Source organism: Mucilaginibacter sp. PAMB04168 (genome assembly GCF_039634365.2).
Taxonomy (GTDB): Bacteria; Bacteroidota; Bacteroidia; order Sphingobacteriales; family Sphingobacteriaceae; genus Mucilaginibacter.
Genome location: NZ_CP155079.2, coordinates 1919516 through 1944754, shown reverse-complemented (window position 1 = coordinate 1944754; position 25239 = coordinate 1919516). Strand labels below are relative to the sequence as shown.

Genomic DNA, 25239 nt, shown 5'->3' with positions numbered 1-25239 from the left:
GGTAGTTTAAAATGAAGTATTTAGGCCTATTACAATTGTTCTCGCTCTTGGATAAGCCGAGTAATCAAAGCCAGGTGTAAGCGCTGAGTTACGTACTGATACTTCCGGGTCATAGCCGGTGTACTTGGTCCAGGTATACAGGTTTTGTGCAGTTACGTACGCTCTTAAAGTTTTCATCTTTAACTTTGATGCTACTGAAGCAGGCAGCGTGTAACCAAATGATACGGTTTTCAAACGCAGGAAGGATCCGTCTTCAATAATACGGGTAGAATAAGACTGGTAAGTTTGACCCTTTGCAGCCGGAATATCAGATGTAGGATTTTGAGGCGACCAGCGATCGGCAAACGTAGCAAACTGGTTGGTGTTAAATACCGATCCGGTTTCCAAGATCAGCCTGTTGGCATTGATAATGTCATTACCGTATGACCATTGCATAAATACGCTCAGGTCAAAAGCTTTGTAGCTGAAATTATTGGAAAAACCACCCTGGTGAATTGGATAAGCACGACCTATAGCGACTTTATCCAGGTCATTAATAATCAGGTCGCCGTTAAGGTCACGGTATTTTGCATCACCAGGCTGCACATTAGCGCGCACTTCGCCATTGGCGGTAATGTTAGATTTTAATAGGTAAGTGTTACCTGTTTGGATAAAATCTTCATACTTGTAAGTGCCATCATAAATCAAACCATAAAAGGCAGATATAGGCTGGCCAACAATAGCCACATAAGCAGGAATGCTGGCCCAATCAGCCGACCAGTTCTGGTTCGATGTCATGAAGTTTTGACCACCGGCGAGCGCCAAAACCTTGTTACTATTGAACGCTATGTTAAAGTTGCTGCTCCAGCTAAAGTTTTTGGTACGTACAGCCGTGCCCGATAATGTGATCTCTAACCCCTGATTTTGCACTTTACCGATGTTCTGAAAAGCGTTACTATAACCGGTACTTGGCGACAGGTCACGGTTCAATAACAGGTCATCAGTAGTTTTACGGTAAGCATCCACTGTTAATAACAACCGGTCTTTAAAGAAACCAAGATCAATGCCCATGTCCAGTTGCCGGGTAGTTTCCCATTTCAGATCAGCATTACCCAAACTTGATGCGATGATGCCTTTGGTATCCACACCTCCAAACATATATCCGGATGTATTCGTGATGGCTAAGCTCGGGTAAATAGCAAAGTTACCTACACCGTCGTTAGCTGTAGCGCCGTATGATGCTCTGAATTTACCAGTTGATAGAAAGTTCATTCTTTTGGCAAAGCCCTCTTCACTAAACTTCCATGCGAAAGCTCCGGATGGGAAATAACCAACGCGCTTGCCGGTAGAAAATCTTGATGACCCTTCCTGGCGACCGGTGAACGTGAAAATATACCGGTCATTGTAGGTGTAGTTCAACCTCGCAAAAATTGCGTTTCTGGTATAATTGCTGGAGATTGAGGTAATTGTATTTGGCGTGCCTTCATCTAAACCACTTAGGCCTAAGTTTTCATTAGGAAGTAATACAGCATACCCGCCAAACACCTTCGAATCGCCGCTTTCTGCACTAAATCCCAGTACGGCATTTACCAAATGCTTTTTGTTGAACCTTTTTAAATACGTTAAAGTATTAGCTGTTTGCCACGTATTTGAATTAAAAAAGGTTTCGCCACCGCTAACGCGGTAATTACCGGTAGAACCCACACGGGATAAAGCACCGTTGAAAGCGTCATCTTCACGTACACTTCTGTTTATGCCACCACTAACCCGAAGCTTCAACTCTTTAAGAATGGCATATTCTACATAAGCATTGCTGTTAAAACTGGTGCCAAAGCTTCTACGGAGTTCATTTTGTGCAGACAATACCGGGTTAACCCGCGCATCTGTTGTTGGATCTACTGATGGGTCACGCAGTGAGTTCAGCAAATCATCGGAGGCTGATGTAGCAACAGGGCGGTAGCTCCATACATTTTGCAAAAGGTATAAATTACTGCTGCTGTTGGTTGCCGATACCGGCGTTCCATTAACGGAGTTATAAGCATAGGTAGCATTAATGCCAACCTTGAGTTTGTTATTTACATCCTGGTCCAGGCTTATCCTTCCCTGAGTACGTTTAGTGCCGCTGTTAATGATAATACCATCCTGACTTACGGTAGATAACGACACGCTATAGCGTGTTTTATCTGTGCCCCCCGTCATAGATATATAATGGTTCTGCATAGGTGCAACACGGGTGATTTGGTCCTCCCAGTTTACGCCGGCTATATCCCGATAACTATCTATAGTACGGCCGTTTTGCAAAAACAGTGAAGTTGTTGTAGTAGGTACAATTTCATATTGCAGTTTTACAAATTCGTACGGATCTAAAAGCTTCATGCGCTTCTTATTCTCCTGCCAGCCGTAATAACCATTATAGGTGATTGTAGGGGCTCCAATTTTACCACGTTTGGTGGTTACTATAATTACGCCATTAGCACCCCGTGCGCCATAAATTGCTGTAGATGAAGCATCCTTCAGCACATCAATTGATTCTATATCGTTTGGGTCAAGTGTGGTAAGCGGGTTAACAGCATTACCAGCAGGCGACTCGAAAGGAAAACCATCAATTACAACCAAAGGATAGTTGTTTTGTGTAATGGAATTATAACCACGTATAACGATATTGATACCAGCACCGGGCTGACCTTCGGCCGAGTTTACCTGCACGCCGGCAACACGCCCCGCAAGCGCTTCATCAAACGATTTTACAACAGACTTTTGCAAGTCGGCAATATCTACGCTACCTACCGAGCCTGTTAAATCCTTACGTTGAGCTGTGCCGTAGCCAATAACGACTACCTCACTCATGTTGGTAGTGGTTTCGGTAAGCACTACTTTAGCCGGCGTGGTTCCGGTAATGGCAACTTCCCGGGTGGCAAAACCAATCATGGAAAAGATCAGTACGTTTTGGTTTGGGCCGGCTGGTACGTTGAAACGGCCTCCGCCGTCAGTTACCTGACTGGTTTTAGCACCCTTTAATTGCACGGTTACGCCGGGTAAGGCTTCGCCCTGGTTGTTGGTCACGGTTCCTCGTAACACTTTGTTTTGCGATAGTGCAGCACTGCAACAAAACAACAGCAGTGCGCATAAAAGCAGCAACTCTTTTTTCAAGCTTTTAGTAATCATTTTTTGCATAGCATACTGTTAGGTTTATGATCATTGGTTGTTAGATAAGGTTTAGGTGTGGTATTTAGAGCTTATATTAAGTTCAATCGAAAAAGCGCCACTTACTTAAAATCAACGATTGTATTCGATTATTAATTAGCGACTTCGTAAATGTAATAGTTTTTTAAAATATTTAATAATGATGTTAAATAAATTTAAATTTTTTTTTATCAAGATTGGAGTGGTTATGTTTACGCGTTAATCTATTACATTTGAGAACTATGAAGAGACTGTTCTACGTACTGTGCTGCTGCATTTGCTATGCGGCACACGGCCAAACCGCTAAAACCGATATTGCTATCATACCCGAGCCTGTAGCTATTGCACGCATGCCAGGGGAATTTGTATTGCCCAAAAACATAAGTTTTGGCACTAATGCTGCTGCAGAAGCAGCGCCCGTAATCGCTTACTTCAACCAGCATATAAGTAAGGCAACCGGTGCAAGTGTAAGTGCGGCTAAGTCCTCAGCATCAACCATATCCCTTACTCTTAATGCTGTTAATGAATCTGCCATTGGGAACGAAGGATACCGGTTGACCGTAACCCCCAAAGAGGTAAGCATACATGCTAACAAGCCGGCAGGCTTATTTTATGGCATACAAACATTATTGCAGTTATTGCCGAAGGAAATTGAAAGTGCAACTTATATCCAAAACAAGCGATGGACAATTCCGTGTGTAAGCGTTACTGATTATCCGCGTTTTCAGTGGAGGGGTTTAATGTTTGATGTATCACGTCACTTTTTTACAAAAGCTGAGGTGAAAAAGTACATTGATAACATGGTGCGTTATAAGTTCAACCTTTTACACATGCACCTTACCGATAATGAAGGTTGGCGTATTGAAATCAAAAGCCTGCCCAAACTAACCGAGGTTGGCGCATGGGCAGTAAAAAAGGTTGGTTATTACGGCACATTCGATCCTCCCAGACCTGAAGAACCGCGTAATTATGGAGGCTTTTATACGCAGGAAGACATTAAGGAAATTATTAAGTATGCGCAGGATCGATATGTTAATATATTGCCCGAAATTGATGTTCCTGGGCATAGTCTGGCTGCCATAGCCGCCTACCCGGAGTTATCCTGTACACCTGAGGCAAGCACTTACCACGTACGATCTGGTGAACGCATTATGCAATGGAACGGCCCAAAGTATTCTGCTATTATTGATAACAATTTATGCCCTGCAAACGAAAACGTATACGCGTTTTTAGATAAAGTGATCACCGAAGTAGCCGCGTTATTTCCGTTTGAGTATATACATATGGGCGGTGATGAAGCTGCCAAAAACTTTTGGGAAAAAAGCGATGCAATAAAGGATCTGATGAAGCGCGAAAACTTGAAAGACCTGAACGAGGTGCAAAGCTATTTTGAAAAACGCGTAGAAAAAATTGTAGAATCAAAAGGCAAGAAATTTATGGGCTGGGATGAGATTCTGGAAGGCGGCCTCGCCCCTAACGCTATGGTAATGAGCTGGCGCGGTATGCAGGGCGGCATCAAAGCAGCGCAAATGAAACATGACGTGGTCATGAGTCCGACAACGTTTGCCTATATCGATTATATGCAGGGCGATGTGGCTATTGAGCCGCGCGTATATGCCACATTGCGTTTGAACAAAGCGTACCAATTTGAACCATTACCTGATAGTGTTGATGCTAAATATATTAAAGGAGGACAGGCAAATTTATGGACAGAAAACGTTTACAACATGCGCCATGCAGAATATATGACCTGGCCGCGTGGTTTTGCAATTTCCGAATCGTTATGGTCACCTCGTGTTAAAAAGAACTGGCCTAACTTTTTTGGTCGGGTAGAAAAGCACTTCCAACGTTTTGATGTTGCTGACGTAAAATATGCGCCGAGCGTGTATGATCCTATTTTCAATATTACTACAACCAATGATTTAAGTGTAAAGCTGGAACTTACTACTGAAATACCCGGACTGGATATTTACTACACGTTTGATAATTCTTTTCCAGATAAGTTTTACCCTAAGTACACCGCACCGCTCATTGTGCCTAAAGAGGCCACGCAGCTGCGTTTAATTACCTACCGAGGCGATAAACCTATAGGTAGAATGATTACGGTATTAGTTGAAGATTTGAATAAGCGCGCAACTCCAAAGAAATAACAAGGCTGTTTTCCTTTCCGGAAGATGGCTTACCGGTTTGCCCCTACTATGTTGTTTCTTCATACAAAAGCCCGTTTGTATTTTGCAAACGGGCTTTTTTTGCGCTTTTATTTATTGGGGAAATTTCTTAAATGGCTTAATTTGATATATGCAAGTAGCATCATGTTAAACCATTGAAGCTATTAATTCAGCGCCAATATTCTGTTTCTCACCAGCAGAAATGCGCCGATAATACCTGCATCCTTGCCCAGTTTCGACATTTTGAGCTGAGTATCGTTATTTACCAAGCTAAGCGAATATTTGTTAAGCGCGCTCTTAATTGGTAGTCTGATATATTCTTCTGTAGTGGCTAAACGACCGCCCAAAATAACCAGTTCGGGGTTAAAGATATTAATAAGCGATGCTACGCCTCTCCCAAGTTTTTCACCAATTTGTGCAATGAGTTCTATGGCAAGCACATCGTCATTAATGGCGGCATCAATAATGTCATCAAGTGTAATATCCTCCGGCTTTTTCTTAATAACAGTAGATGAGCCTTTTTGCAGTTCCTCTTTGAAAATACGGGTAAGCGCCCAGCCCGAAGCCTCTGTTTCAAGGCATCCCTTTTTGCCACAATGACAAATTACCTCATTGTTGAATATTGGTACGTGGCCTATCTCGCCGGCATAACCTGATTTGCCATAATACAACTGGCTGTTAATCATGATACCCATGCCCAAACCATAATCAATATTCAGAAACAGCACATTTTTTTCGCCGTTTACCGCACCTGAGCAAAACTCACCGTATGCCATGGCGCGGGAGTCATTCTCTAAAAAGACCCGAATACCAATCAATCCCTCCATAACCTTGCTTAAGGGTTCTTCATTAAAGTGAAAAAAACTATAGCTATAACCCGTGGCATAATTAATACGTCCAGAAAGGTTTACACCAATGCCCAATATTTTTTCTTTTGAATAAGGGGATTCTTTAATGAAGTTGTTTATAAGACCACAAAGTTCTTCCAGTGACTCCTGATTGTTCTTTAAGTTAAACGGAATGCCATGAGAAACCTTCACCAGTTCTTTTTGAAAATCAGACAATCCTATGTTTATATAAGTATGACGAACATCTACACCTACAAAAAAAACGGAATCTGAAATCAAACCATACAGGTTGGGCTTGCGGCCGGTTGTTGAATCAACCTTACCTATCTCCTGTACCAGCCCGTCACTAATTAAGTCATTTAACAAGTTGTTCACCTTAGGTGCGCTCAAATACAATTCCTTGCACAGATCGGCTATGGTGCCATTGCCGCTGTTGGCAAAGTAAGATAAGATAAACTTTTTAAGGTTTAGATTTTTGTAAGCTACGCCTGAAGCATTAACATCGCTTATCTCTTCAAAAAAAGTTTTCCTCATATAGAAATCCTAAGATGGTATAAAACTAAATATTAGTGTTCAGATTTACATTCTTGTAATTAAAAATTTATTAAATCAAAGGCTTTCAGTTTTGTAATTAATTTAATAACTATGCTCATCTTAATATTTTTAAGGTAGATATTAATCAATGAAGCATATCTCCACAATAATTTTGTTTTTTCTAGTAAGCTTTGCCGCTTCTGCGCAAGATTTGCCAATCGACAGCAGTTATGCTAATAGTCATTATAAACAACGGCTGCAATTTTTCAGGCAAATGCCTGATAGCAAGAATGAAATTGTTTTTTTAGGTAACAGTATTACTGAGGCTGGTGAGTGGCAGGAATTGATACCTGGCAAGAATGTCATCAACCGGGGCATTAGCGGTGACGTATCTTTTGGCGTAATTGCGCGTCTTGATGAGGTACTTTCATCTAAACCTAAAAAGATATTTTTACTGATTGGCATTAATGATTTGAAGCGTGGCATCCCCGCTGCCATAATTATTAAAAATTACCAACGAATCATCGGCCAGGTGAAACTCACCTCGCCTAAAACGCAACTTATTCTGCAAAGTATTTTACCAGTCAATGAATTGATGTTAGGTAATGAATACAAGCGAATTACCAATGCTCGTGTAAGTGAAGTAAACAACCTACTGCAACAGTTGGCAGCATCAGAAAAATTAACCTTTGTTGATTTGCACCCTATTTTCAAGGGAAAAGACGGGCAAATGAACAGGGATTATACCACTGATGGCATTCACCTTAAGATGCCTGCATATATTTTGTGGGTGAACCTCCTCAAAAGCAAAGGGCTGCTATAATATCAATGTAACCGGCAATGAAAATAACAGGCACTTTTTTAGACGAAATAAGCCATGATATCCCCCATCAAAACTGGGGGCGGGCTGAATGGGACGCAGATTTTTCGCATATGAAAGCGGTTGGAATTGACACCGTTATTCTGATAAGAAGTGGCTATAAACGCTGGCTCACTTATCCTTCTGACGTTTTGAGAAAGCAGGAAAACTGCTACACTCCTCCGGTTGACCTGGTAAAAATGTACCTTGAACTTGCAGATAAGCACGACATGAAGTTTTACTTCGGCCTGTATGACTCGGGCAAGTACTGGTGGAATGGTGACTTTCAGCAGGAGATTGATCTCAACAAAAAAGTAATTGACGAAGTTTGGGCTAAATACGGTCATTATAAATCGTTTAGAGGCTGGTACCTTACACAGGAAATAAGTGGCCGTACTGGTAAGGTATCGGGCTTGTATGCGCAGTTAGGCCGGCATTGCAAAGATATATCAGGCAATTTACCAACCTTTATTTCTCCGTGGATTGATGGAAAGAAGGCTGTTATGGCGGCATCTTCTGTACTCACGAAACAGGATAGCATTACCATACAGGAACACGAAAAGGCTTGGAATGAAATATTTGACGCTATTAAAGGCTCGGTGGATGCGGTTGCCTTTCAGGACGGACATGTGGAGATTTACGAGCTACCAGACTTTTTTGAAGTTAACAAGAAACTGGCCGACAAGTATGGTATGCAATGCTGGACGAACTCCGAGTCTTTTGACCGCGATATGCCCATCAAGTTTTTTCCGATTAAGTTCGAAAAGTTGAAGTTAAAGCTTGATGCTGCCCGTAAAGCAGGCTATGATAAGGCTATCACCTTCGAGTTTTCGCACTTCATGAGTCCGCAGTCTGCCTACCTGCAGGCGGGTCATTTATATGATCGTTATAAAGAATATATCAGAAGCTTTAAATAGGCGTATGGTATGAAAAGAAGAGCCTTTTTACAAAATGCCGCCGTGGCGGTAACCCCTCTACTGCTTCCTCACACACTTGACGTTTTAAGTAGTACCTGCCTTTGTGCATATGCAAAGCGCAACCTTGTATTCGTTCATTTAAACGGCGGTAACGACGGTTACAACACCATTGTTCCTCATACTGATGAAGCTTACTACAAGCTGCGTCCCAATATAGCGGTTCAACCTACTGAGGTAATTAGGTTAACAGAGCGGTATGGCTTCCATCCAAGTTTAGCCGGGTTGAAGCCTTGGTACGATCAAGGTAATATGCTCATCTTGCCTAACGCTACCTCCGCGAATCTGGATAATTCACATCACACGTGCTTTCATGCCTGGAAGAACTTGCTTGTTAAGCCCTTAACCACTCATCCTTTAGATCCAAAACAAATCATTGAATTCTCCGCTGCTGACCTGGGTTTAGCAGCATCTGACTTTGAAGAAAAACTGCTAAACATTGCATCAAGTATAAGCACCCATCAACAAAGTCATGTTTATGCCATTGGTCTTGATGGTTTTGACACCCACCATTTTCAAAAAGCAAAACACGCCTTTTTGCTGCAAGCTTATGCAGATGCTATGAATACGTTTATGAATAGGTTGAAAGTCTCGGACGAGTTGAACAATACCATGATCGTTACCTGGTCTGAGTTTGGCAGAAGTTTAGCACAAAACAACAGCAAGGGCACAGATCATGGGGATGCGGGCGTGTTGATGATTTATGGTGGCCAGCTTCAGCACAGCGGTATTTACAGCAACCAAGAGACAAATGCCAGCAGCGCGGTTGATGTGAGTACCGTCTACGCTAACATCTTGCGCAACTGGCTTGGCGGAGTTCTGCAAGCATAACCAGCTTTCCGTAATGGTTAAGCTGGCCATTTAGTTTCAATACCTTGCGAATGAATGAATTCCTGAAATTCCTGCAGCATACCCGGTTGCTCACGGACCGCGCGAGGGATTACTTTTTTACTCATAGCATAAGTGATTAGCATGCCCACTGCTTCACCAATGCTCCACTCTACCGGGTGCAGACGGTAACAGCCGTTTGTAATATGAGTTGTGCCGATATTTTTATTTGCAGGTAAAAGGTTTTTCATACGGCGCGGCAGCAATGCACCGAGAGGAATTTGAAAAGGCATGGATTCAAAATCGATATAATTATTTCCAGCGGTAGATGGATGCAGGTCGATGTGATAGTAGCCTATACCAACACTATCATAAAAATCAGCTGAGGTATTTCCAGTATTTTTTCCGGTGATTTGTGCGCGGTTGTCCTGACCTACATGCTCCTCTAAGATAGTAAACACGGCTTTGATACGACGCGATTCGCGGATGTATGGATATTTTGAAAGACCGTCTCGTGTGCCCATCACATCCGCGCGTAGCCGCAGCCCTGGCCAGCCATGGCCACCATCCGGTCGAGGAGCTTCGGTTTGCAGCCAGTATAACAATGACAAGCTCAGCTGCTTAGCCCTGTTTACGTGATGAACAAACTGCTCTGGTGTGGCGCCAATTAGATTACCTTCGAAGTAATCGTTTTGTGGCCAGTTAACTACCGTAATGTCACCCGCATAAGTACCTGGCTTAAAGTTAGATTTGCTGATAATGCGGCGGTAATGCCAAAGATTTAGCGTATCGCCGGCGTTAGGGCCAGTGGGGTCAAATGCTAGTTCTTTGCGTACCAAGGTTGCCGGCTTGCTATAAGCAAGATCAAGCAATTTGCCCGACCATTTGGGTGTGAGTTTTGGCACCAGGTTCCGCCAGTAATCATACTCTTTAGGCTTAGGAATAACAAAGTTGCCGCCCGGTACGTAATCCATCGCAAACGGCATATTGAACGATTGAACGTTGTTGGGATCTGGCTTTACAGGAGCGTGCAGTTCTTTGGTTTGCACCTTTGATTCGGCGCCTGTAATGAACTCAGTGCCAGTCATAGGCAGCAAGTCGCCAAGTTCAGTAGCATCCACAAAAAACGGCGCTTTTAAAATCAGTTGCTCACCTGTAACTAAATCAACAGCCTCCAGCGCTTTAACTTCATCCCCCGCAACTTGGGCACGGGTAACTTGATGTTCCAGTAAAATGGTTAGATTTTTTGAGCTTAAGTATGGATCCATCATGCTTTGCAGCACCGCAAGTGCTACCCTTGGTTCATGGCACAATGCCGATACCGGCGCATCTCCAGGGTTGAAGAATTCCTTTGATTTTGATTCGTCTGTTAGCGGATAATTATTGATATAATAATCACGAACACCTTTACGAAAGTTCCGGTATAGTTGTGTTGCACCGTGCGTCTCAATCCAGGGATGCTCATCGGGCGGAACGCCTTGCTGGGTAAGCTGCCCTCCTATCCAATCCGTTTGTTCCGTTAGTATAACAGTCAGGTTGTTGCGTAACGCAGCCAAAGCAGCAGCACATCCACCTAAACCACCACCTGCTATAACAACGTCTGCCGATAGAACGGCCTTGGCGTTATTAACGTCAGTTGGAGAAATTTTAAGTGATGAGTTTGCAAATGCCGGCGATACCACAGCAGCACTGCTTGTAACTGTTAATAGTTCAATGAAATTACGTCTTTTCATATACTTATTGTCTGACATCAGATGGGTAGGCGCAACAACTTTCAAAATCAATTCTCGACATACCCTGCACAATAATACGAGTGAAATCTACTTTTTAAAATTTATTTTTAACAAATGTTTAATTATTAAATTTTTTTAACATTATTTGTGAGTATAACCTCCCGAATATGAGAAGCCTGTTCACGCTGTTTGTATTATTTCTAGTCATTAACGCCAGTGCGCAAAACGCATCTAATTACCGCACCAGAGTTTTATTGATCCCTTTAGATGACAGACCGCCTTGTTTGCAGTTTACACAAAAAATGGGATTGATCGGCAATGCAGAAGTTGTTTCGCCACCTAAAGAATTGCTAGGCAACTTTACAACGCCCGGCCAGCCAGAAAAAATAATTGCCTGGTTGAATAAGCAAAACTTTAAAATGTTCAATGCAGCAGTGATCTCGCTGGATATGCTCGCTTACGGAGGCCTGGTTGCCTCACGTATACACCATACGCAGTTGACACCGGCGTTGAGCCGTATAGAAGTTATAAAGAAAATTCATCAATTGGCTCCTCATCTGCCTGTATACGGACAAAGCGTTATTATGCGCCTTGCCCCAACCGGTGATGGAAAGAACGAGGCTTATCGCCAGAAGCTGGCCGACTGGGCCGAAATATCTGTAGCTGAGGATGAAGTATCGAAAAAGCGCGCAGCTGAATTAGTAAGGGATATACCTACGGAAGCTTTAACCGATTATAAAGCCTCACGTAAGCGCAACTTATCCGTTAATTATAAAGCTATTGATTTTGTTCGCAGCGGTATCATTGATTACCTTATTCTTTCTCAGGACGACGCAAAACCACGCGGCATTCACGTAGCTGATCGCGAACAGCTAATTGAAAGATCTAAAAAATTCAACCTAACCTCCAAAATACTGGTGATGCCAGGCGCAGATGAAATATCGATGTTGTTACTATCGCGTGCGTTAAATAAGCGTTTCAACTTTTCACCCAAAATCAAAGCAGTTTACTCATCAGAAGAGCTTAGTAACAAAGCAATGCCTTTTGAAGACCGCCCGCTACGGCAAACCGTAAGTTATGATATAGCAGCGATTGGTGCTACCGAGGTCATAGATGCAGCCAAAGCGGATCTGCTTTTTTACGTTTACCCGTCGCGGTTTGAGACGGGTAATGCTCAAAGTTTCGCGTCAGAAATTGAAAAGCAGACAGACAATGGTAAGCATGTTATTGTGGCCGATATCGATCCAAAAGGAGACGTTCAGGGTGGTGACCCCAACTTTTCTACTGAGCTGCTTCGCCGTCGGTTGCTTCCGCGCTTATACAGCTATGCATCGTGGAACACGGCTGGTAACACCATCGGTACAACCCTGCCACAGGGCGTAATATACGCCCTTGCCAAGGCCAAGATGAAGCAAGTTGGCCCGAAGGTGAGTAAGCAAATTGAGCTTGCAGAGCACTGGTTCACTTTTCACCGCGTACTGGATGATTATTACTATCATACGCTGGTAAGAGGCAAGGCTAAAACTTATATTCAAGATAACAAATACAATCCATTACGGCTCACGCTTGAGGAAACACAGAAAGTGGAGTCATATTGTATGAGCCTACTTAGTATTAACTTCAAAGAGCTTAGTGATAGTTATACCTCAAACCAGGTTACAGCCATTGGCTTTAAGCCGTCGGGTATGACATTCGCCCTGCCTTGGGGACGGACATTCGAGGCAGAAATAGACTTTAAAGTTCATTAATCAACGCTTATTTTTTAATTAACAAAATATAAATAATGGCAAGTATCCCCTCTGGTGGAGCAGTGTTAACTGAGCCCTTAGATCACAAACAGCAGAACTATACCACTGCACTTACCTCGCTGGCAGTTTTGTATTTTATGAACGGGTTCATCACCTGTTTAAACGATACGCTTGTGCCTTTTTTTAAAAAAGGATTTACGCTTACCTACTCCGAATCATCACTGGTGCAATTCTATTTTTTTCTGACTTATGGTATCATGTCGTTCCCAGCCGGAAAAATTATAGAACGTACGGGTTATAAGAACGGTATGATGATGGGACTGCTGGTATCTGCATTCGGTGCGTTTTTATTTGTACCTGCATCCATATTTCACCAGTACTATATATTTCTGGCGGCACTATTTGTGCTGGCTATAGGTGTTGTGCTTCTACAGGTTGCTTCTAACCCTTACATTACCATTCTCGGACCTGCTAAAACTGCATCATCAAGGCTTACACTAATACAAGCCGTTGGATCTATCGGAACAACAATCGCCCCTATCTTCGGAGCTTACTTCATTCTTTCGCGCCTGCAGGAATCTACTAGTTCGAGCGATGCTGTTCGGTATCCGTACATCGGTATTGGGTGTTTGCTTGTATTAATAGCCTTGGTGGTGGCATTTCTTAGGCTTCCCAACCTAAAGCCCGGTAGTAGTAGTGTCGACACCGTTTCAGGCACCAACACTAATTTATTCTCGTTCCGTAACCTCAACTTCGGCACCATTGGCATTTTTGTTTATGTAGGCGCAGAAGTATCGGTTGGCACGTTCCTAACCAATTATATTGCTGACACTTTGAACATTCCTGTTGACCAGGCTAATACATACGTTGCTTTTTACTGGGGAAGTATGCTGGTTGGGCGTTTGGTTGGTTCATGGGTTCTGCGGTCGGTAAAGCCGTCGGCGGTACTTACTATTTGTGCAACTATGGCCACTATCCTGATTCTTGTATCAGTAAACAGCGCCGGTTCTTTGGCCGTATGGAGCATGATAGCCGTTGGCTTATGTAACTCTGTGATGTTTGCTATTATATTTTCGCTGTCTGTACAAGGTGTAGGTAAGTTCACTACGCAGGCCTCGGGCATACTTTCAACAGCCATAGCCGGCGGGGCGATCGTCTCCTTCTCGCAAGGATACGTAAAGGATCATGCTACTTGGCTCATCGCTTTCATGATTCCTGTTGTTTGCTATGCATATCTCGTTTTTTATGGTGTTAATGGTTACGAATCCAATATCAATCAAAATGAACTTTAAAAAATTACTACTATACACCGGTGTAGCTGTTACATTGGCTGCTTGTAAGGCACAAAATACAACCCTCGTAGAGAAAGAAGTGCCGCCAGCGGCATCCATTGACTGCTTTCCGGGTGCTTATTACCGCAAGGCAGTAACCAGTTTTGATAACTGGAGCGGTATAACGGGAGTAGTGGTACTTGGCCAGCCCACTGTTGATGAGGACCGCTTGGATTCCCGTACCAAGCAGCCATTAGATAACTTTTCTGTTTATATGGGTGGTAATTCGGCCGATCAGGAACTTGATGCCGGTTTAACCTGGGAGTTCTCAACCGATGCATCCGGTCGCAAAAGTGCACGCCGAAACGCATGGAGGCCTTTCTGGAGAGCAGGTTATTGGAAAAGCGCTCCCGATTCAGCTAAATACACCTGGCACCCTGGAGATAAAATACAGATGACGATCAAAATGGCAGGCCCCAAAAAGCTGCGCATGATTATTCAGGACATGAACCATCCAGAAAAAAGATTTGAAACCAACGTTGACGCATCCGGCTTCACCTACGAGGCAGCCAAGCAGTTCAAGCGGGTGAACGCCATAGATCAGGTTCGCAATGAAGGCAAGCCCGTACAGCCAACCAAAGCGCACGTTACCGGTGCAGAATGGCTTTACACCACTTTATACCGTGGATCTAAAAATGAAGAATGGCCAATGACCAGGGCAAGGTTCACCGATATGCGTTGCAGCGATGCTACACACATCAGGGTTACAGCGACCAATAGTTCTAAAGGTGCCGAAAAGATCGATATTTTCGGAACTCCGCAGTAAGTACTATCTCGATAGTATCCGTCTAAAAATATCTAATGCTGGCTGTACATCTGAGGCATTATCTCTACCGATTATATCCATATTCGGCAGAGATAATGTCCCTGAAATTTTTGTCTTTTCAAGTCTTTATTTACAGCATCTACGTTGGTAAGGCTGTGCTTCTGATGTCCTGTGCGTCTCGCAAGTATTGCTCTTTGGGTATAAGTAGCGATTGCTCTCTAATGTAAACGCCTATTCTGAGCACACTGCAAATGAGTTGGGTTTGCAGCTTAAAGCGTTTAACTATATCATAACTACCATCTATGATGGCAATGATGATATGGGCTTTTTGGTCTTTTAAATCTTCGCTTGCATGTTTCCAGCTATAAGTGTATTGTGCTGTTTCCGCAATATCATCAGCTGGCACCGGACCGTTGATATTCATTAGCCCTATCTGTTCACCTTGTAATTTGAATGCTGATGATACGTTGTCATCTGGATCTATGACTTCACTGTAATAAAGACGGTAATCTTCAACCAGGCGTTTAAGGAAAACAATGGCTCATCAGGTAAAAGAACCATACCTAATAGTGTATTTGGCTTAGGTAGGCGTTTGCTAAAGAGTCGATTGAGTAGGCCCATATGAGTGTCTAAAGTAGCATATTCCGTTTACAAGCTAAAGCGTTTACATCTGTTTGGAAAGATGTGTATCAGCATCAAGCATTGATTTGGTTGTTATACTTAGCTTTTACTTTGAAGCTTATGTAGTTTAGCATTAAAGTTACCCCTGATGCCATGAATGCACCATTCCAGGTTGACTGGGGTACCTTATGGCTCGAACTAGTTAATAGCAAGAGCATCAGCACAGCCGCTATGTTAAGAGTGATGCTTAAAAATCTAAACGTATATAATAGCGACTTACTTAACCTGCTCATAGCTTACTTACTGCAATGTAGCAATCTTTCCTTATCTTCATAGTATGAAACGCCTGCTTATCATAGCCTTTGTAGCATTGTTCACTTGTAAAGCATCAGCGCAAACGCCTGTCGGAATTACCAAGCAGGGTTTGAAAGAAAGCGAAGGCTGGATTGAAGTTACCAAAGATTCCGTACGATATATGATTAAGCCTTACAAGGCTCTTCAATTCAAAGGAGAGAATGCCTCCTTTGTAGGTGTAGTATCTAAAGTTGCTATCATAAGGTCAGGTTACGCACTGTTAACGTTGGGTAGTGACAAGACCCAATCAAGGGTGTATATGTTCACCAAAGCTTCCAGCACAAAAGCTATACGTTATAAGGGAAAGTTAGTAGGAGTCGAAGGCAAATTGGAGGTTCATAATGGTAGTCCTACTTTCAGAAATTACGGAATAAGCCATGGCTTAATCTATCCTCTTCGAGTTGCTTACCCTGGTTGCAAATGTTTTCAAGGTGAACCATCACCTGTAAGAAGGATAGATACGACTAAGAGCTAACTAAGCTGCAACATTTACCCTTAAACCAGGTATACGATATAAACGCTTTAATCCTAGATGTTGCACTCAATCCCAATATACAACAGGATCAAACACCTCCCTGCGGTACTTAATCAGTGTGTCTAAGCTTTTGTATATAGTCGAATGCGTGCTATCTGGTGGTACAGGATAACCGTATTGGGATTGCCAACAATAAGCCTTCCTAGAGTACTATCAGGTTTGATAAGGTATAACTCGCACAAGCATTTGCCAAAGGCTCGCTGGCTAGACCGGTAGCTTTCGCTTAAGGTATCAGTGCTGCTACGGTACATATAATCAAGTTTGCAGTGCCCATAAGATGCCGTGAGGTGTTTCTCACGGCTTAAGTAAAAGCCTAAACCGATTCCTGGTATTGCCAATACTGCAAACACCCAGCCCGCTGCTTTCCATTCCGTCATCTTAATAAAGTATTATAAGTGGTATTCTTAAGGTTGCTAATAGCTTTATTCGTTGATTACCCTGCTTAACTTTTAAAGAATGAATTGAGCGCTTGACTAGCTTTATATAAGTTAAGGAATGGTAATGGGAGTTAAATACCCCTTATCTCTATATATAATAAGATTTAATAAGCTAGTGTTTCTGGAAAAACCTTCGTATCACTTAAACAGTGTGCTCTTGTATACTACACAAGTGCATAAACCATAATTGCTACAGTGAAGACTAATAGTATTATGTTACCCCATAAACCTACTTTGTTCCTTCTTCTAGGAATTGACTGATCTGAATACTGCTTTACAGCAGCATAAATACCGACTGGTGCGAATACAGCTACAAGGAACTGAGTGAAGCCTAGGTAGATTAAGTTTTTAGTATCCCAATGCAATCTATGAAATAATATAGTTGCAGCAAATACTCCTACTGTAAGCGTGAGCGTTACGATAAAGATGATTAAGGATGTAGGCAGTTTAGATTTCATTGCTGAGGCAAGATAACACTTCTTAGCAGATGTAACAAACAATTCAGCTTGTCAAAACAAGCTACCCTGTACACCATTGATTGGCTGTAATGCTCTCACGGGTTCAAATGGCTTGTCAAACTTCAGTTTTTCCTTTACAGGCATAAGCCATATGTAGCTTTGCTCTGGCTCTGTAAACTCAATTTAGTAAGGCACATGGTAACTATCAACTAATGTGGTTTGCACTTGTAGCCTCTGTAAAAATCATTGCTTAAAGAATTCATGTGAGCTATTTCGACTTGTAAAGAGTCAGGTAAACTTCCAAACCTCCCACCAGCGCATTGATTACTTCTTTCTGCCAAAATTGGGGTGTAATCATAAGTTCAACGACTGTGTATAATCATTAAGCTAAGCCTAAGTCTTTTAGTTGCTCAAGGCTTATACCAAATGTCTCGTCTAACAGTTTAGCAACTTTACCCTCGGGATTGATAGGGCGTACTTTTTTAGGTTTGACTTTACGGTATGTAATAGATACCCTTCTTTCGCGGTGCTTCATGTTGCCGTCTATATTATCTTTCTTCCTGGGTGGGATTGCATGCTTCCACTTTTTACGGGCGTCATCCTGCATAACGTATACAGAGCGTCTGGGAATTTCCACGTCTATCACTTCCTCGTTCTTACCCCTGATAAACCGCATGATGCAGCCGCTTCCAAGGTTTACGCCACAGATCTGATTTTCGTAGTAAGCCCTGTCCTTATGGGGCTTGATGCCCTCACCCGGAACATATTCGTTAATAATTACCTGATCCGGCTGTAGCAGTATGATACTCTTCTCCACCATTTCCTGGGATAGTTGGTGCATCAGTGGCGGCATGGTGACCGGAAAAGGTATCAAATCATAGGGTTTGTCCAGTTCATTGCGATAGCCGTAATATTGCAGTCTTCTTAAATAATCTACAATCCAAGTTTGGCTGTCAATTTCGTTTAACAACTGCTCTTCTCTGGCCTCGTCAATAAAATCAGGGTACAAAAATAAACCGGGCACTGCTGTTTCCATTCTCAAATGTTTATAACTGCTTATTATAAAATAACGTTAAACCCTAACAACCAGGTTCAGGCTAAGTTTGCAATTCATGCTTACAATGTATTGCGCCTGTATTCAGAACGGGAATTGCTGACAGACCAGCTGTGGCAAGCTGGAGATATTAAGACTGTAAAAGGATACCCAGGGTTCATGTACTACCTTAAACGAAGTGTACAATTTGATGGCCTGAAGCTTACTTTAGACGAGAGAAGGAATACCCCTGGCTATTATATACTAATGTCAGTAGTTGGCTAATCAATTCCATTACAGCTTCTTCCAGTTGATATAGCCATAGCGATCAAAGTAGTCAAATATATCGCTCATTCTGTATAACTCAGGCTCGTAGGGAAGTCCCATCTGTTTAATTAAGGTTAAGTACTCCTGATGAGACTTAAAGCCTTTCACTTTCCGCTTAGCTGGAAGAATTACGAACCAAGCTTCTTTGATAGGTTATTGTTCGAAATCACCTGAGAGATAGTCTAGCTCAGATGAGCAAGTTGCGCGAGAGCTTGAATGATTATTTAATTAAACAACGTAAAACCACTTATGATAAGCTATCTAAAGAACTGAACCGGATGAACACAAAGTTCTTCAAGCAATATTATCGCAAATATGGATTAAGCTTCTGTCATGTTGCATTCAAATATGGCATCGTCTCTTATTATGGCGATGAGGACCCAGAAATCGATTTTGAGAAGCTCGTTAAGTAAGTGGGGATACCACAGCAATGGTTCTGACCGTGCTGGCACTGCCATTTGCTCTATCGGGTTAGACTTACCAAGTTGGCAGTCGTAAACAAGAACTGCAGTTTAGATTGATTAATAACTATACACATCCAATAAAAAAGCGCTTCAGGACAATCCCAAAGCGCTTTAATGTGCTCCCGAAGGGATTCGAACCCCTATCGATGGTACCGGAAACCATAATTCTATCCATTGAACTACGGGAGCATCGCGGGTGCAAATATATTGTTTTTTTAGAACCAAGAGCCAAGAAACACGACCCAAGAGAAAACTTCCTATTTATATTGTAGTCTTAGCTCCCGGCTCCTGGTTCCTGGATCTGAAACGCTATACGTTGAACCTGAAGTGCATGATGTCGCCATCCTCTACAATATAGGTCTTGCCTTCAACGCTTAGTTTGCCGGCTTCTTTGCAGGCATTTTCTGAACCGTACTTTACAAAGTCTTCATATTTAATTACTTCAGCACGGATAAAGCCTTTCTCAAAATCGGTATGAATAACGCCGGCTGCTTGAGGTGCTGTAAAGCCTTTGGTGATGGTCCAGGCGCGTACTTCTTGTACACCCGCAGTAAAGTAGGTACTTAGGTTTAACAGCTTATAAGCGGCTTTAATAAGTTTAGTAACACCTGATTGCTCCAACCCTAAGTCTTCCAAAAACATCTGGCGTTCTTCGTAGGTTTCCAGTTGTGCAATTTCCGATTCAATTTGGGCAGAGATGATCAGCACTTCGGCGTTTTCTTCCTTAACGGCGTCACGCACTTTTTCAACGTAAGCATTACCCGTGTTTACATCGCTTTCGCCCACGTTACATACATACATCACCGGCTTGGCGGTAAGCAACCAAAGGTCATCTATATGTTCCCTGTCTTCTTCAACAACCGGTGCGGTACGGGCCGATTTACCGCTAAGCAAATGATCTTTGTACACGCTCAGTACTTCAAACGCTTTTTTGGCATCCTTGTCGCCAATTTTTGCGGCCTTCTCTATCTTTTGTAATTTCTTTTCAACCGAATCTAAATCTTTCAACTGTAGTTCAGTATCAATAATTTCTTTGTCGCGTATCGGGTCAACAGAGCCGTCAACATGTATTACGTTATCATCGTCAAAGCAACGCAATACGTGTATAATAGCGTTGGTTGCGCGGATATTGCCCAAAAACTGGTTACCCAGGCCTTCACCTTTACTGGCGCCTTTTACCAAACCGGCAATATCAACAATCTCAATTACGTTAGGCACCACGCGCTGCGGATTAACCAGTTCGGTTAACTTAGTGAGGCGCTCATCCGGAACGGTAATGACACCCACATTGGGCTCAATTGTACAGAAAGGAAAGTTGGCCGCCTGTGCGCGGGCATTTGATAAACAGTTAAAAAGCGTTGATTTGCCCACGTTTGGCAAACCTACTATACCACATTGTAAACCCATTTTTCGTTTTTTAGTTATTGGCTCATAGGTTATTGAGGTTTATAGCGCAATTCATATTACAACTATTTAATAACTTACTTGTATCAACTTAATAACAAAGTAACTCAATAACCACCACCAAAAATTCCCGCAAAGATAATATAAAAACAACCTTAAAATTTGAAAAAATAAACGACTTTTGCGGGCGTTAAGTAAACGGAAAACATTCACTAAAAATGTAAACAAGAGGGCCTGATATGGAAGAAATGGTTGAACAAGTAGAGCTGTTACTGGAAAGCGACGATAAACAACAGCTACGTGACTATTTGAACAACCTAAACATATCGGAGGTGGAAGAACTGATGGGCGAACTGCCCGAGCATGGCCCTGTTTTTCTCGACCTGCTTTCGCTTAACCGGGCGGTAAACGTTTTCCGTATTCTCGACTTCCCTACCCAGGAACGCCTGCTCAAAAAACTTTCAGGAAAAAAGATTGCAGAACTGATCAACGAGCTGCCGCCCGACGACCGCACATCGCTGTTTAGTGAAATGCACGGCGACACAGTAAAGAACCTCATACTGCATCTGCCACCGCACGACCGCAAGCAAGCCCTGGCCCTGCTGGGTTATGAGGAAGACAGCGTTGGCCGGCTCATGACCCCCGATTACATCGCCGTTAAAAAGAACTGGGATGTGGTACAGGTACTTTCGCACATCAGGCGGTATGGTAAAAATTCCGAAACCATCGACGTAATTTATGTAATTGACGAAAACGGTGTCCTGCTGGATGATATACGTATACGCGAAATACTTTTGGTTGACCCGGCCACTAAAATAAGCGACCTGATGGACGACCGGCTGATCTCTTTAAAAGTGAACGACCCTCAGGAAGAAGCCATCAACATCTTCAGGATGAACAACCGCGTGGCTTTACCCGTTACCGACAACAACAACCTACTGCTGGGCATAGTAACGGTTGATGATATTTTGTGGATAGCCAACGAAGAGTATACCGAAGACATACAAAAAATTGGTGGTACCGAAGCACTGGACGAGCCTTACCTGGATATGCCCTTGCTTAAGCTGGTTAAAAAACGTGTAGGCTGGCTTATTATTCTTTTCCTGGGCGAAATGCTAACGGCTACGGCAATGGGGTATTTTGAAGGGCAAATTGCAAAAGCGGTGGTGCTGGCGTTATTTGTTCCGCTAATTATATCAAGCGGTGGTAACAGCGGTTCACAGGCATCAACCCTCATCATACAGGCCATGGCATTGGGCGAGGTTACGGTGGAAGATTGGTGGCGGGTAATGCGCCGCGAGATCCTGTCGGGCCTATTGCTGGGCGTTACACTGGGAGTTATTGGCTTTTTCAGAATATTTATGTGGACACTGTTCAGCAATATTTATGGTCCGCATTGGGTACCAGTTGGTTTAACGGTAGGTTTGGCACTGGTTGGCATTGTATTATGGGGATCATTAGCCGGTTCCATGCTGCCATTACTGCTTAAACGCCTTGGCTTAGACCCTGCCACATCATCTGCCCCATTTGTAGCCACACTGGTTGATGTTACCGGGCTTATTATCTACTTTACCATTGCGGTGTCTATTATGCACATTTAATTATCTGTGCGGAGACTGTACCGAACGGGCTGCAAATAAATCAGCATCCTTGTGCTGTTGAATAAACACTTGCCGGTATTGGTTAAGCAAGCCCGATTTAGATATAAACCCTGCAAATTTACCATCACGTATTACAGGCAACTGCCATACATCCAACTGGTCAAATACATTCATTACGCTGCTTACAGGCTGGCTGTAGCTAATTACAGCCGGAGGTTGCACCATTATGTCGGCCACTACTGCATCAGGTTGGTTAGCCTTAAACAGTTGCTTGCGTATTTCGTCCATCCATATCACACCCTCCAACTGGTGATGGTTGTTAAGCACCGCAAAAATATTGGCGTTACTGGCCGATAAGATATTATAAAATTCAGACACCGGCATATCCCGGTTTAACGCCGTATACTGCTTGTTAATAATGCTTTCCAGTTGTATGTTGTTCAATGTGCTGTAGTCAGCATCCGGATATACCTCTTTTTCGTGAATAAGCGTATGCCAGTACATATTGTGCGGATTAAACGCCCGTGCAATAATGTAAGATATAGCAGACACCACCATCAGCGGAATGAACAAAACATACCCACCGGTAATTTCGGCAATCAAAAATATAGCCGTTAGCGGGGCATGCAAAACGCCGCTTAGTGCGCCAGCCATACCTACCGCAATAAAATTACTGGTATTTAAATGTATAAGGCCGGTTTGGTTAACGCCATAAGCCAGCAATAGTCCTAAAAATGCGCCGGTAAACATGGTGGGCGCAAACGTACCACCGTTACCGCCAGCACCGAGGGTTATTCCTGCTGCTATAATTTTAATTAAAATTAATGCCGCAATAAACAACAGCATAACCAATGGCTCCGACAGCCAGTCGGCATACAGAGATTCTTCTTTCAGCACCTCAATATTGCCATTCAGAATTGCTTGCAGGTAATGATATCCCTCGCCCAGCAATGGCGGGAATAACAAGATCAGTATACCCAGGAGCAAACCGCCTGCAGCCGCACGTACATAGCGATTTTGCTTCATAAAAATACCTTTCTCCAGGTTATCGGCAACTTTGGTAATATATACTGCTATCAATCCGCTCAATATACCTAATATGAGGTAAAACGGCAGAGCTTCAATAAGCCAGCCTTCGGTAACCAAATGGAATAATTGACCGGAGTGCAGTGCCTTACCAACCACAACGCCGGTTGCCGAAGCAATTAATAGCGGAATAAATGTCGGAATAGTGATTTCGCCAATTAAAATTTCGAGTGCAAATAGCACCCCTGCTATAGGGCTGTTAAATACAGCCGCAATACCAGCCGCCGCACCTGCTGCCAATAGTATGGTTTTTTCGTAAGTATTTAATTTAAAGAACCGGCCAATATTAGACCCTATGGCCGCGCCAGTACACACAATTGGCGCTTCCAAACCCGACGAACCCCCAAAGCCTACCGTTAACGAACTGCTGATAAGGTGAGAATAAGCATTATTGGAGGCCATGTTCGCTTTATTCTTCTTAATGCTGATGAGAATGCTGCCTATTCCTTTCTGTATCTGGTCGCGGTTTATGACGTGCTGGTAGGCGACAGCCAAAAGTAAACCTATGGCAGGCAGTAACAAAAAGCTGTAATGATATGGAACATGTAAAGCCAGCTCACGGCTTAGGTGTTCCATTAAGTGTACCATATACTTTAATGCAACTGCCGACAGGCCACCAACAAGGCCTACCAGTACGCTGCAAAATATCAAGAAGCTACGCTGCGAGGTTTGTCGTGCACGCCAATGGTTCAGTTTTACTAATATTGTTTTTAACATAGGCCGGATGATGTAAGGCAAAGTAACGATTTTTAATACGGTAAGCCGTATATTTGACCATGATTTCTGACCAACGATATGATCAGCGTGGGGTTTCGGCCTCTAAAGATGATGTGCACCAGGCCATCAAGAATATTGATAAAGGCTTATACCCCAAAGCATTCTGCAAAATTATCCCCGACATATTAACCAACGACCCTGCATACTGCAATATTATGCACGCGGATGGCGCGGGTACCAAGTCATCACTGGCTTACGTGTACTGGAAACAAACCGGCGACGTTTCAGTTTGGCGTGGCATTGCTCAGGATGCCATTATCATGAACCTGGACGACCTGCTATGCGTTGGCGCTACTGACAATATCCTGCTCTCATCAACCATTGGCCGTAACAAGAACCTGATACCCGGCGAAGTTATTGCCGCCATTATTAACGGCACCGAAGAAATATTAGAAGAGTTGCGCAGCCACGGCATCGGCATTTACTCTACCGGTGGCGAAACCGCCGATGTAGGCGATCTGGTACGTACCGTTATTGTAGACTCTACTGTAACCTGTCGTTTAAAGCGCGAAGATGTAATTTCCAATCACCGCATACAGGCAGGTAATGTAATTATTGGCTTAGCCTCATACGGGCAGGCCACTTACGAAAAAGAATACAACGGCGGCATGGGCTCCAACGGACTTACATCTGCGCGCCATGATGTGTTTAATAAGTCTGTAGCACAACAATATCCCGAAAGCTTTGATCCTGCCGTGCCTGAAAGCCTGGTATTTTCGGGCGGTAAAAATCTTACGGATTTAATTGACATTGGCAACGGACAAACCATTACAGCCGGCAAACTGGTGTTATCTCCTACCCGTACCTATGCGCCGGTTATTAAAACTATTTTAGACAGTTACCGCAGCCAGATACATGGTATGGTGCATTGCAGCGGCGGCGCGCAAACCAAGGTGCTGCACTTTGTGGATGATGTGCATGTGATTAAGGATAACCTGTTTCCTATTCCACCGCTGTTTAAGCTCATTCAGGAACAATCGGGCACCAGCTGGCAGGAAATGTACAAGGTATTTAACATGGGCCACCGTATGGAGCTTTATGTACCCGAATCGATTGCTGCCGACTTGATCAAAATATCACAAAACTTCGGCATCGACGCCCAAATTATTGGCCGTGTTGAAGGTGGCAAAAAGCAAGTGACCGTTAAATCGGAGTTTGGTGAGTTTGTATATAATTAAGTGGAACTGTTAA

General features: G+C 43.2%; 19 protein-coding genes and 1 tRNA gene. 12 read left to right on the top strand and 8 right to left on the bottom strand.

Annotated features, from left to right (window positions below; translation table 11 throughout):
• Positions 1-6: 6 nt before the first annotated feature.
• Positions 7-3144 carry a TonB-dependent receptor gene (locus ABDD94_RS08455; RefSeq protein WP_352432892.1) on the bottom strand — a complete coding sequence of 1046 codons (3138 nt, stop codon included), beginning with the start codon at positions 3142-3144 and terminating at the stop codon, positions 7-9.
• A gap of 260 nt (positions 3145-3404) precedes the next feature.
• Here ABDD94_RS08455 and ABDD94_RS08450 point away from each other — a divergent pair, with 260 nt between their 5' ends.
• On the top strand, positions 3405-5312 hold the full coding sequence (locus tag ABDD94_RS08450) for a family 20 glycosylhydrolase (RefSeq protein WP_345955485.1): 1908 nt from the start codon (positions 3405-3407) through the stop codon (positions 5310-5312).
• Between the two features lie 182 nt (positions 5313-5494).
• Here ABDD94_RS08450 and ABDD94_RS08445 read toward each other — a convergent pair whose 3' ends face one another.
• Positions 5495-6712: an ROK family transcriptional regulator gene (locus ABDD94_RS08445; RefSeq protein WP_345955484.1), complete on the bottom strand. Its 1218-nt coding sequence runs from the start codon at positions 6710-6712 to the stop codon at positions 5495-5497.
• Positions 6713-6860: 148 nt separating this feature from the next.
• On the opposite strand from ABDD94_RS08445, the gene ABDD94_RS08440 reads away from it, so the two are divergent.
• The 3 genes from ABDD94_RS08440 to ABDD94_RS08430 are packed head-to-tail and all read left to right on the top strand — an operon-like array spanning position 6861 to position 9376.
• Positions 6861-7535, top strand: coding sequence for a GDSL-type esterase/lipase family protein (locus tag ABDD94_RS08440; protein ID WP_345955483.1), 675 nt, complete (start codon positions 6861-6863; stop codon positions 7533-7535).
• Positions 7536-7552: 17 nt separating this feature from the next.
• Positions 7553-8488, top strand: a complete 936-nt coding sequence (locus ABDD94_RS08435; protein WP_345955482.1) for a DUF4434 domain-containing protein — start codon at positions 7553-7555, stop codon at positions 8486-8488.
• 9 nt (positions 8489-8497) lie between these two features.
• Positions 8498-9376 carry a DUF1501 domain-containing protein gene (locus tag ABDD94_RS08430; protein ID WP_345955481.1) on the top strand — a complete coding sequence of 293 codons (879 nt, stop codon included), beginning with the start codon at positions 8498-8500 and terminating at the stop codon, positions 9374-9376.
• 17 nt (positions 9377-9393) lie between these two features.
• Here the strand turns inward: ABDD94_RS08430 and ABDD94_RS08425 are convergent, their stop codons facing one another.
• Entirely contained in the window at positions 9394-11106 is a 1713-nt protein-coding gene (locus ABDD94_RS08425; protein WP_345955480.1) for an FAD-dependent oxidoreductase, read from the bottom strand.
• A gap of 167 nt (positions 11107-11273) precedes the next feature.
• On the opposite strand from ABDD94_RS08425, the gene ABDD94_RS08420 reads away from it, so the two are divergent.
• The 3 genes from ABDD94_RS08420 to ABDD94_RS08410 are packed head-to-tail and all read left to right on the top strand — an operon-like array spanning position 11274 to position 14951.
• The gene (locus ABDD94_RS08420; protein WP_345955479.1) at positions 11274-12854 is read left to right on the top strand and encodes a DUF4127 family protein; all 1581 of its coding nucleotides are present in this window, start codon (positions 11274-11276) and stop codon (positions 12852-12854) included.
• Positions 12855-12889: 35 nt separating this feature from the next.
• Positions 12890-14146, top strand: a complete 1257-nt coding sequence (locus ABDD94_RS08415; RefSeq protein WP_345955478.1) for a sugar MFS transporter — start codon at positions 12890-12892, stop codon at positions 14144-14146.
• Positions 14136-14951, top strand: coding sequence for a hypothetical protein (locus ABDD94_RS08410; RefSeq protein ID WP_345955477.1), 816 nt, complete (start codon positions 14136-14138; stop codon positions 14949-14951). The genes ABDD94_RS08415 and ABDD94_RS08410 overlap by 11 nt, the downstream gene beginning before the upstream one ends.
• 139 nt (positions 14952-15090) lie before the next feature.
• Here ABDD94_RS08410 and ABDD94_RS08405 read toward each other — a convergent pair whose 3' ends face one another.
• A complete protein-coding gene (locus ABDD94_RS08405) occupies positions 15091-15375 on the bottom strand; it encodes a hypothetical protein (protein ID WP_345955476.1) in 285 nt (94 codons plus the stop codon).
• A gap of 534 nt (positions 15376-15909) precedes the next feature.
• Between ABDD94_RS08405 and ABDD94_RS08400 the strand changes: the two genes are divergently transcribed.
• Positions 15910-16401 (top strand): hypothetical protein, encoded by a 492-nt coding sequence (locus ABDD94_RS08400; protein WP_345955474.1) that lies wholly within the window; start codon positions 15910-15912, stop codon positions 16399-16401.
• A 1337-nt stretch (positions 16402-17738) separates the two neighbouring features.
• Here ABDD94_RS08400 and ABDD94_RS08395 read toward each other — a convergent pair.
• Positions 17739-18392, bottom strand: coding sequence for an alpha-ketoglutarate-dependent dioxygenase AlkB (locus tag ABDD94_RS08395; protein ID WP_345955473.1), 654 nt, complete (start codon positions 18390-18392; stop codon positions 17739-17741).
• Positions 18393-18398: 6 nt separating this feature from the next.
• On the opposite strand from ABDD94_RS08395, the gene ABDD94_RS08390 reads away from it, so the two are divergent.
• The gene (locus ABDD94_RS08390; RefSeq protein WP_345955472.1) at positions 18399-18674 is read left to right on the top strand and encodes a hypothetical protein; all 276 of its coding nucleotides are present in this window, start codon (positions 18399-18401) and stop codon (positions 18672-18674) included.
• 233 nt (positions 18675-18907) lie between these two features.
• A complete protein-coding gene (locus ABDD94_RS08385) occupies positions 18908-19129 on the top strand; it encodes a hypothetical protein (RefSeq protein ID WP_345955471.1) in 222 nt (73 codons plus the stop codon).
• Between the two features lie 168 nt (positions 19130-19297).
• Here ABDD94_RS08385 and ABDD94_RS08380 read toward each other — a convergent pair.
• Both ABDD94_RS08380 and ychF read right to left on the bottom strand, forming a co-directional pair.
• Positions 19298-19369: transfer RNA gene (locus tag ABDD94_RS08380), tRNA-Arg, on the bottom strand.
• A gap of 120 nt (positions 19370-19489) precedes the next feature.
• The gene (gene ychF / locus ABDD94_RS08375) at positions 19490-20587 is read right to left on the bottom strand and encodes a redox-regulated ATPase YchF (protein WP_345955470.1); all 1098 of its coding nucleotides are present in this window, start codon (positions 20585-20587) and stop codon (positions 19490-19492) included.
• Between the two features lie 236 nt (positions 20588-20823).
• Between ychF and mgtE the strand changes: the two genes are divergently transcribed.
• The gene (gene mgtE, locus ABDD94_RS08370; RefSeq protein WP_345955469.1) at positions 20824-22185 is read left to right on the top strand and encodes a magnesium transporter; all 1362 of its coding nucleotides are present in this window, start codon (positions 20824-20826) and stop codon (positions 22183-22185) included.
• On the opposite strand, the gene ABDD94_RS08365 is transcribed toward mgtE, so the two are convergent.
• A complete protein-coding gene (locus ABDD94_RS08365) occupies positions 22186-23988 on the bottom strand; it encodes a chloride channel protein (protein WP_345948090.1) in 1803 nt (600 codons plus the stop codon).
• Between the two features lie 59 nt (positions 23989-24047).
• On the opposite strand from ABDD94_RS08365, the gene ABDD94_RS08360 reads away from it, so the two are divergent.
• Entirely contained in the window at positions 24048-25226 is a 1179-nt protein-coding gene (locus ABDD94_RS08360) for an AIR synthase related protein (protein ID WP_345955468.1), read from the top strand.
• The last annotated feature ends 13 nt before the right edge of the window (positions 25227-25239 follow it).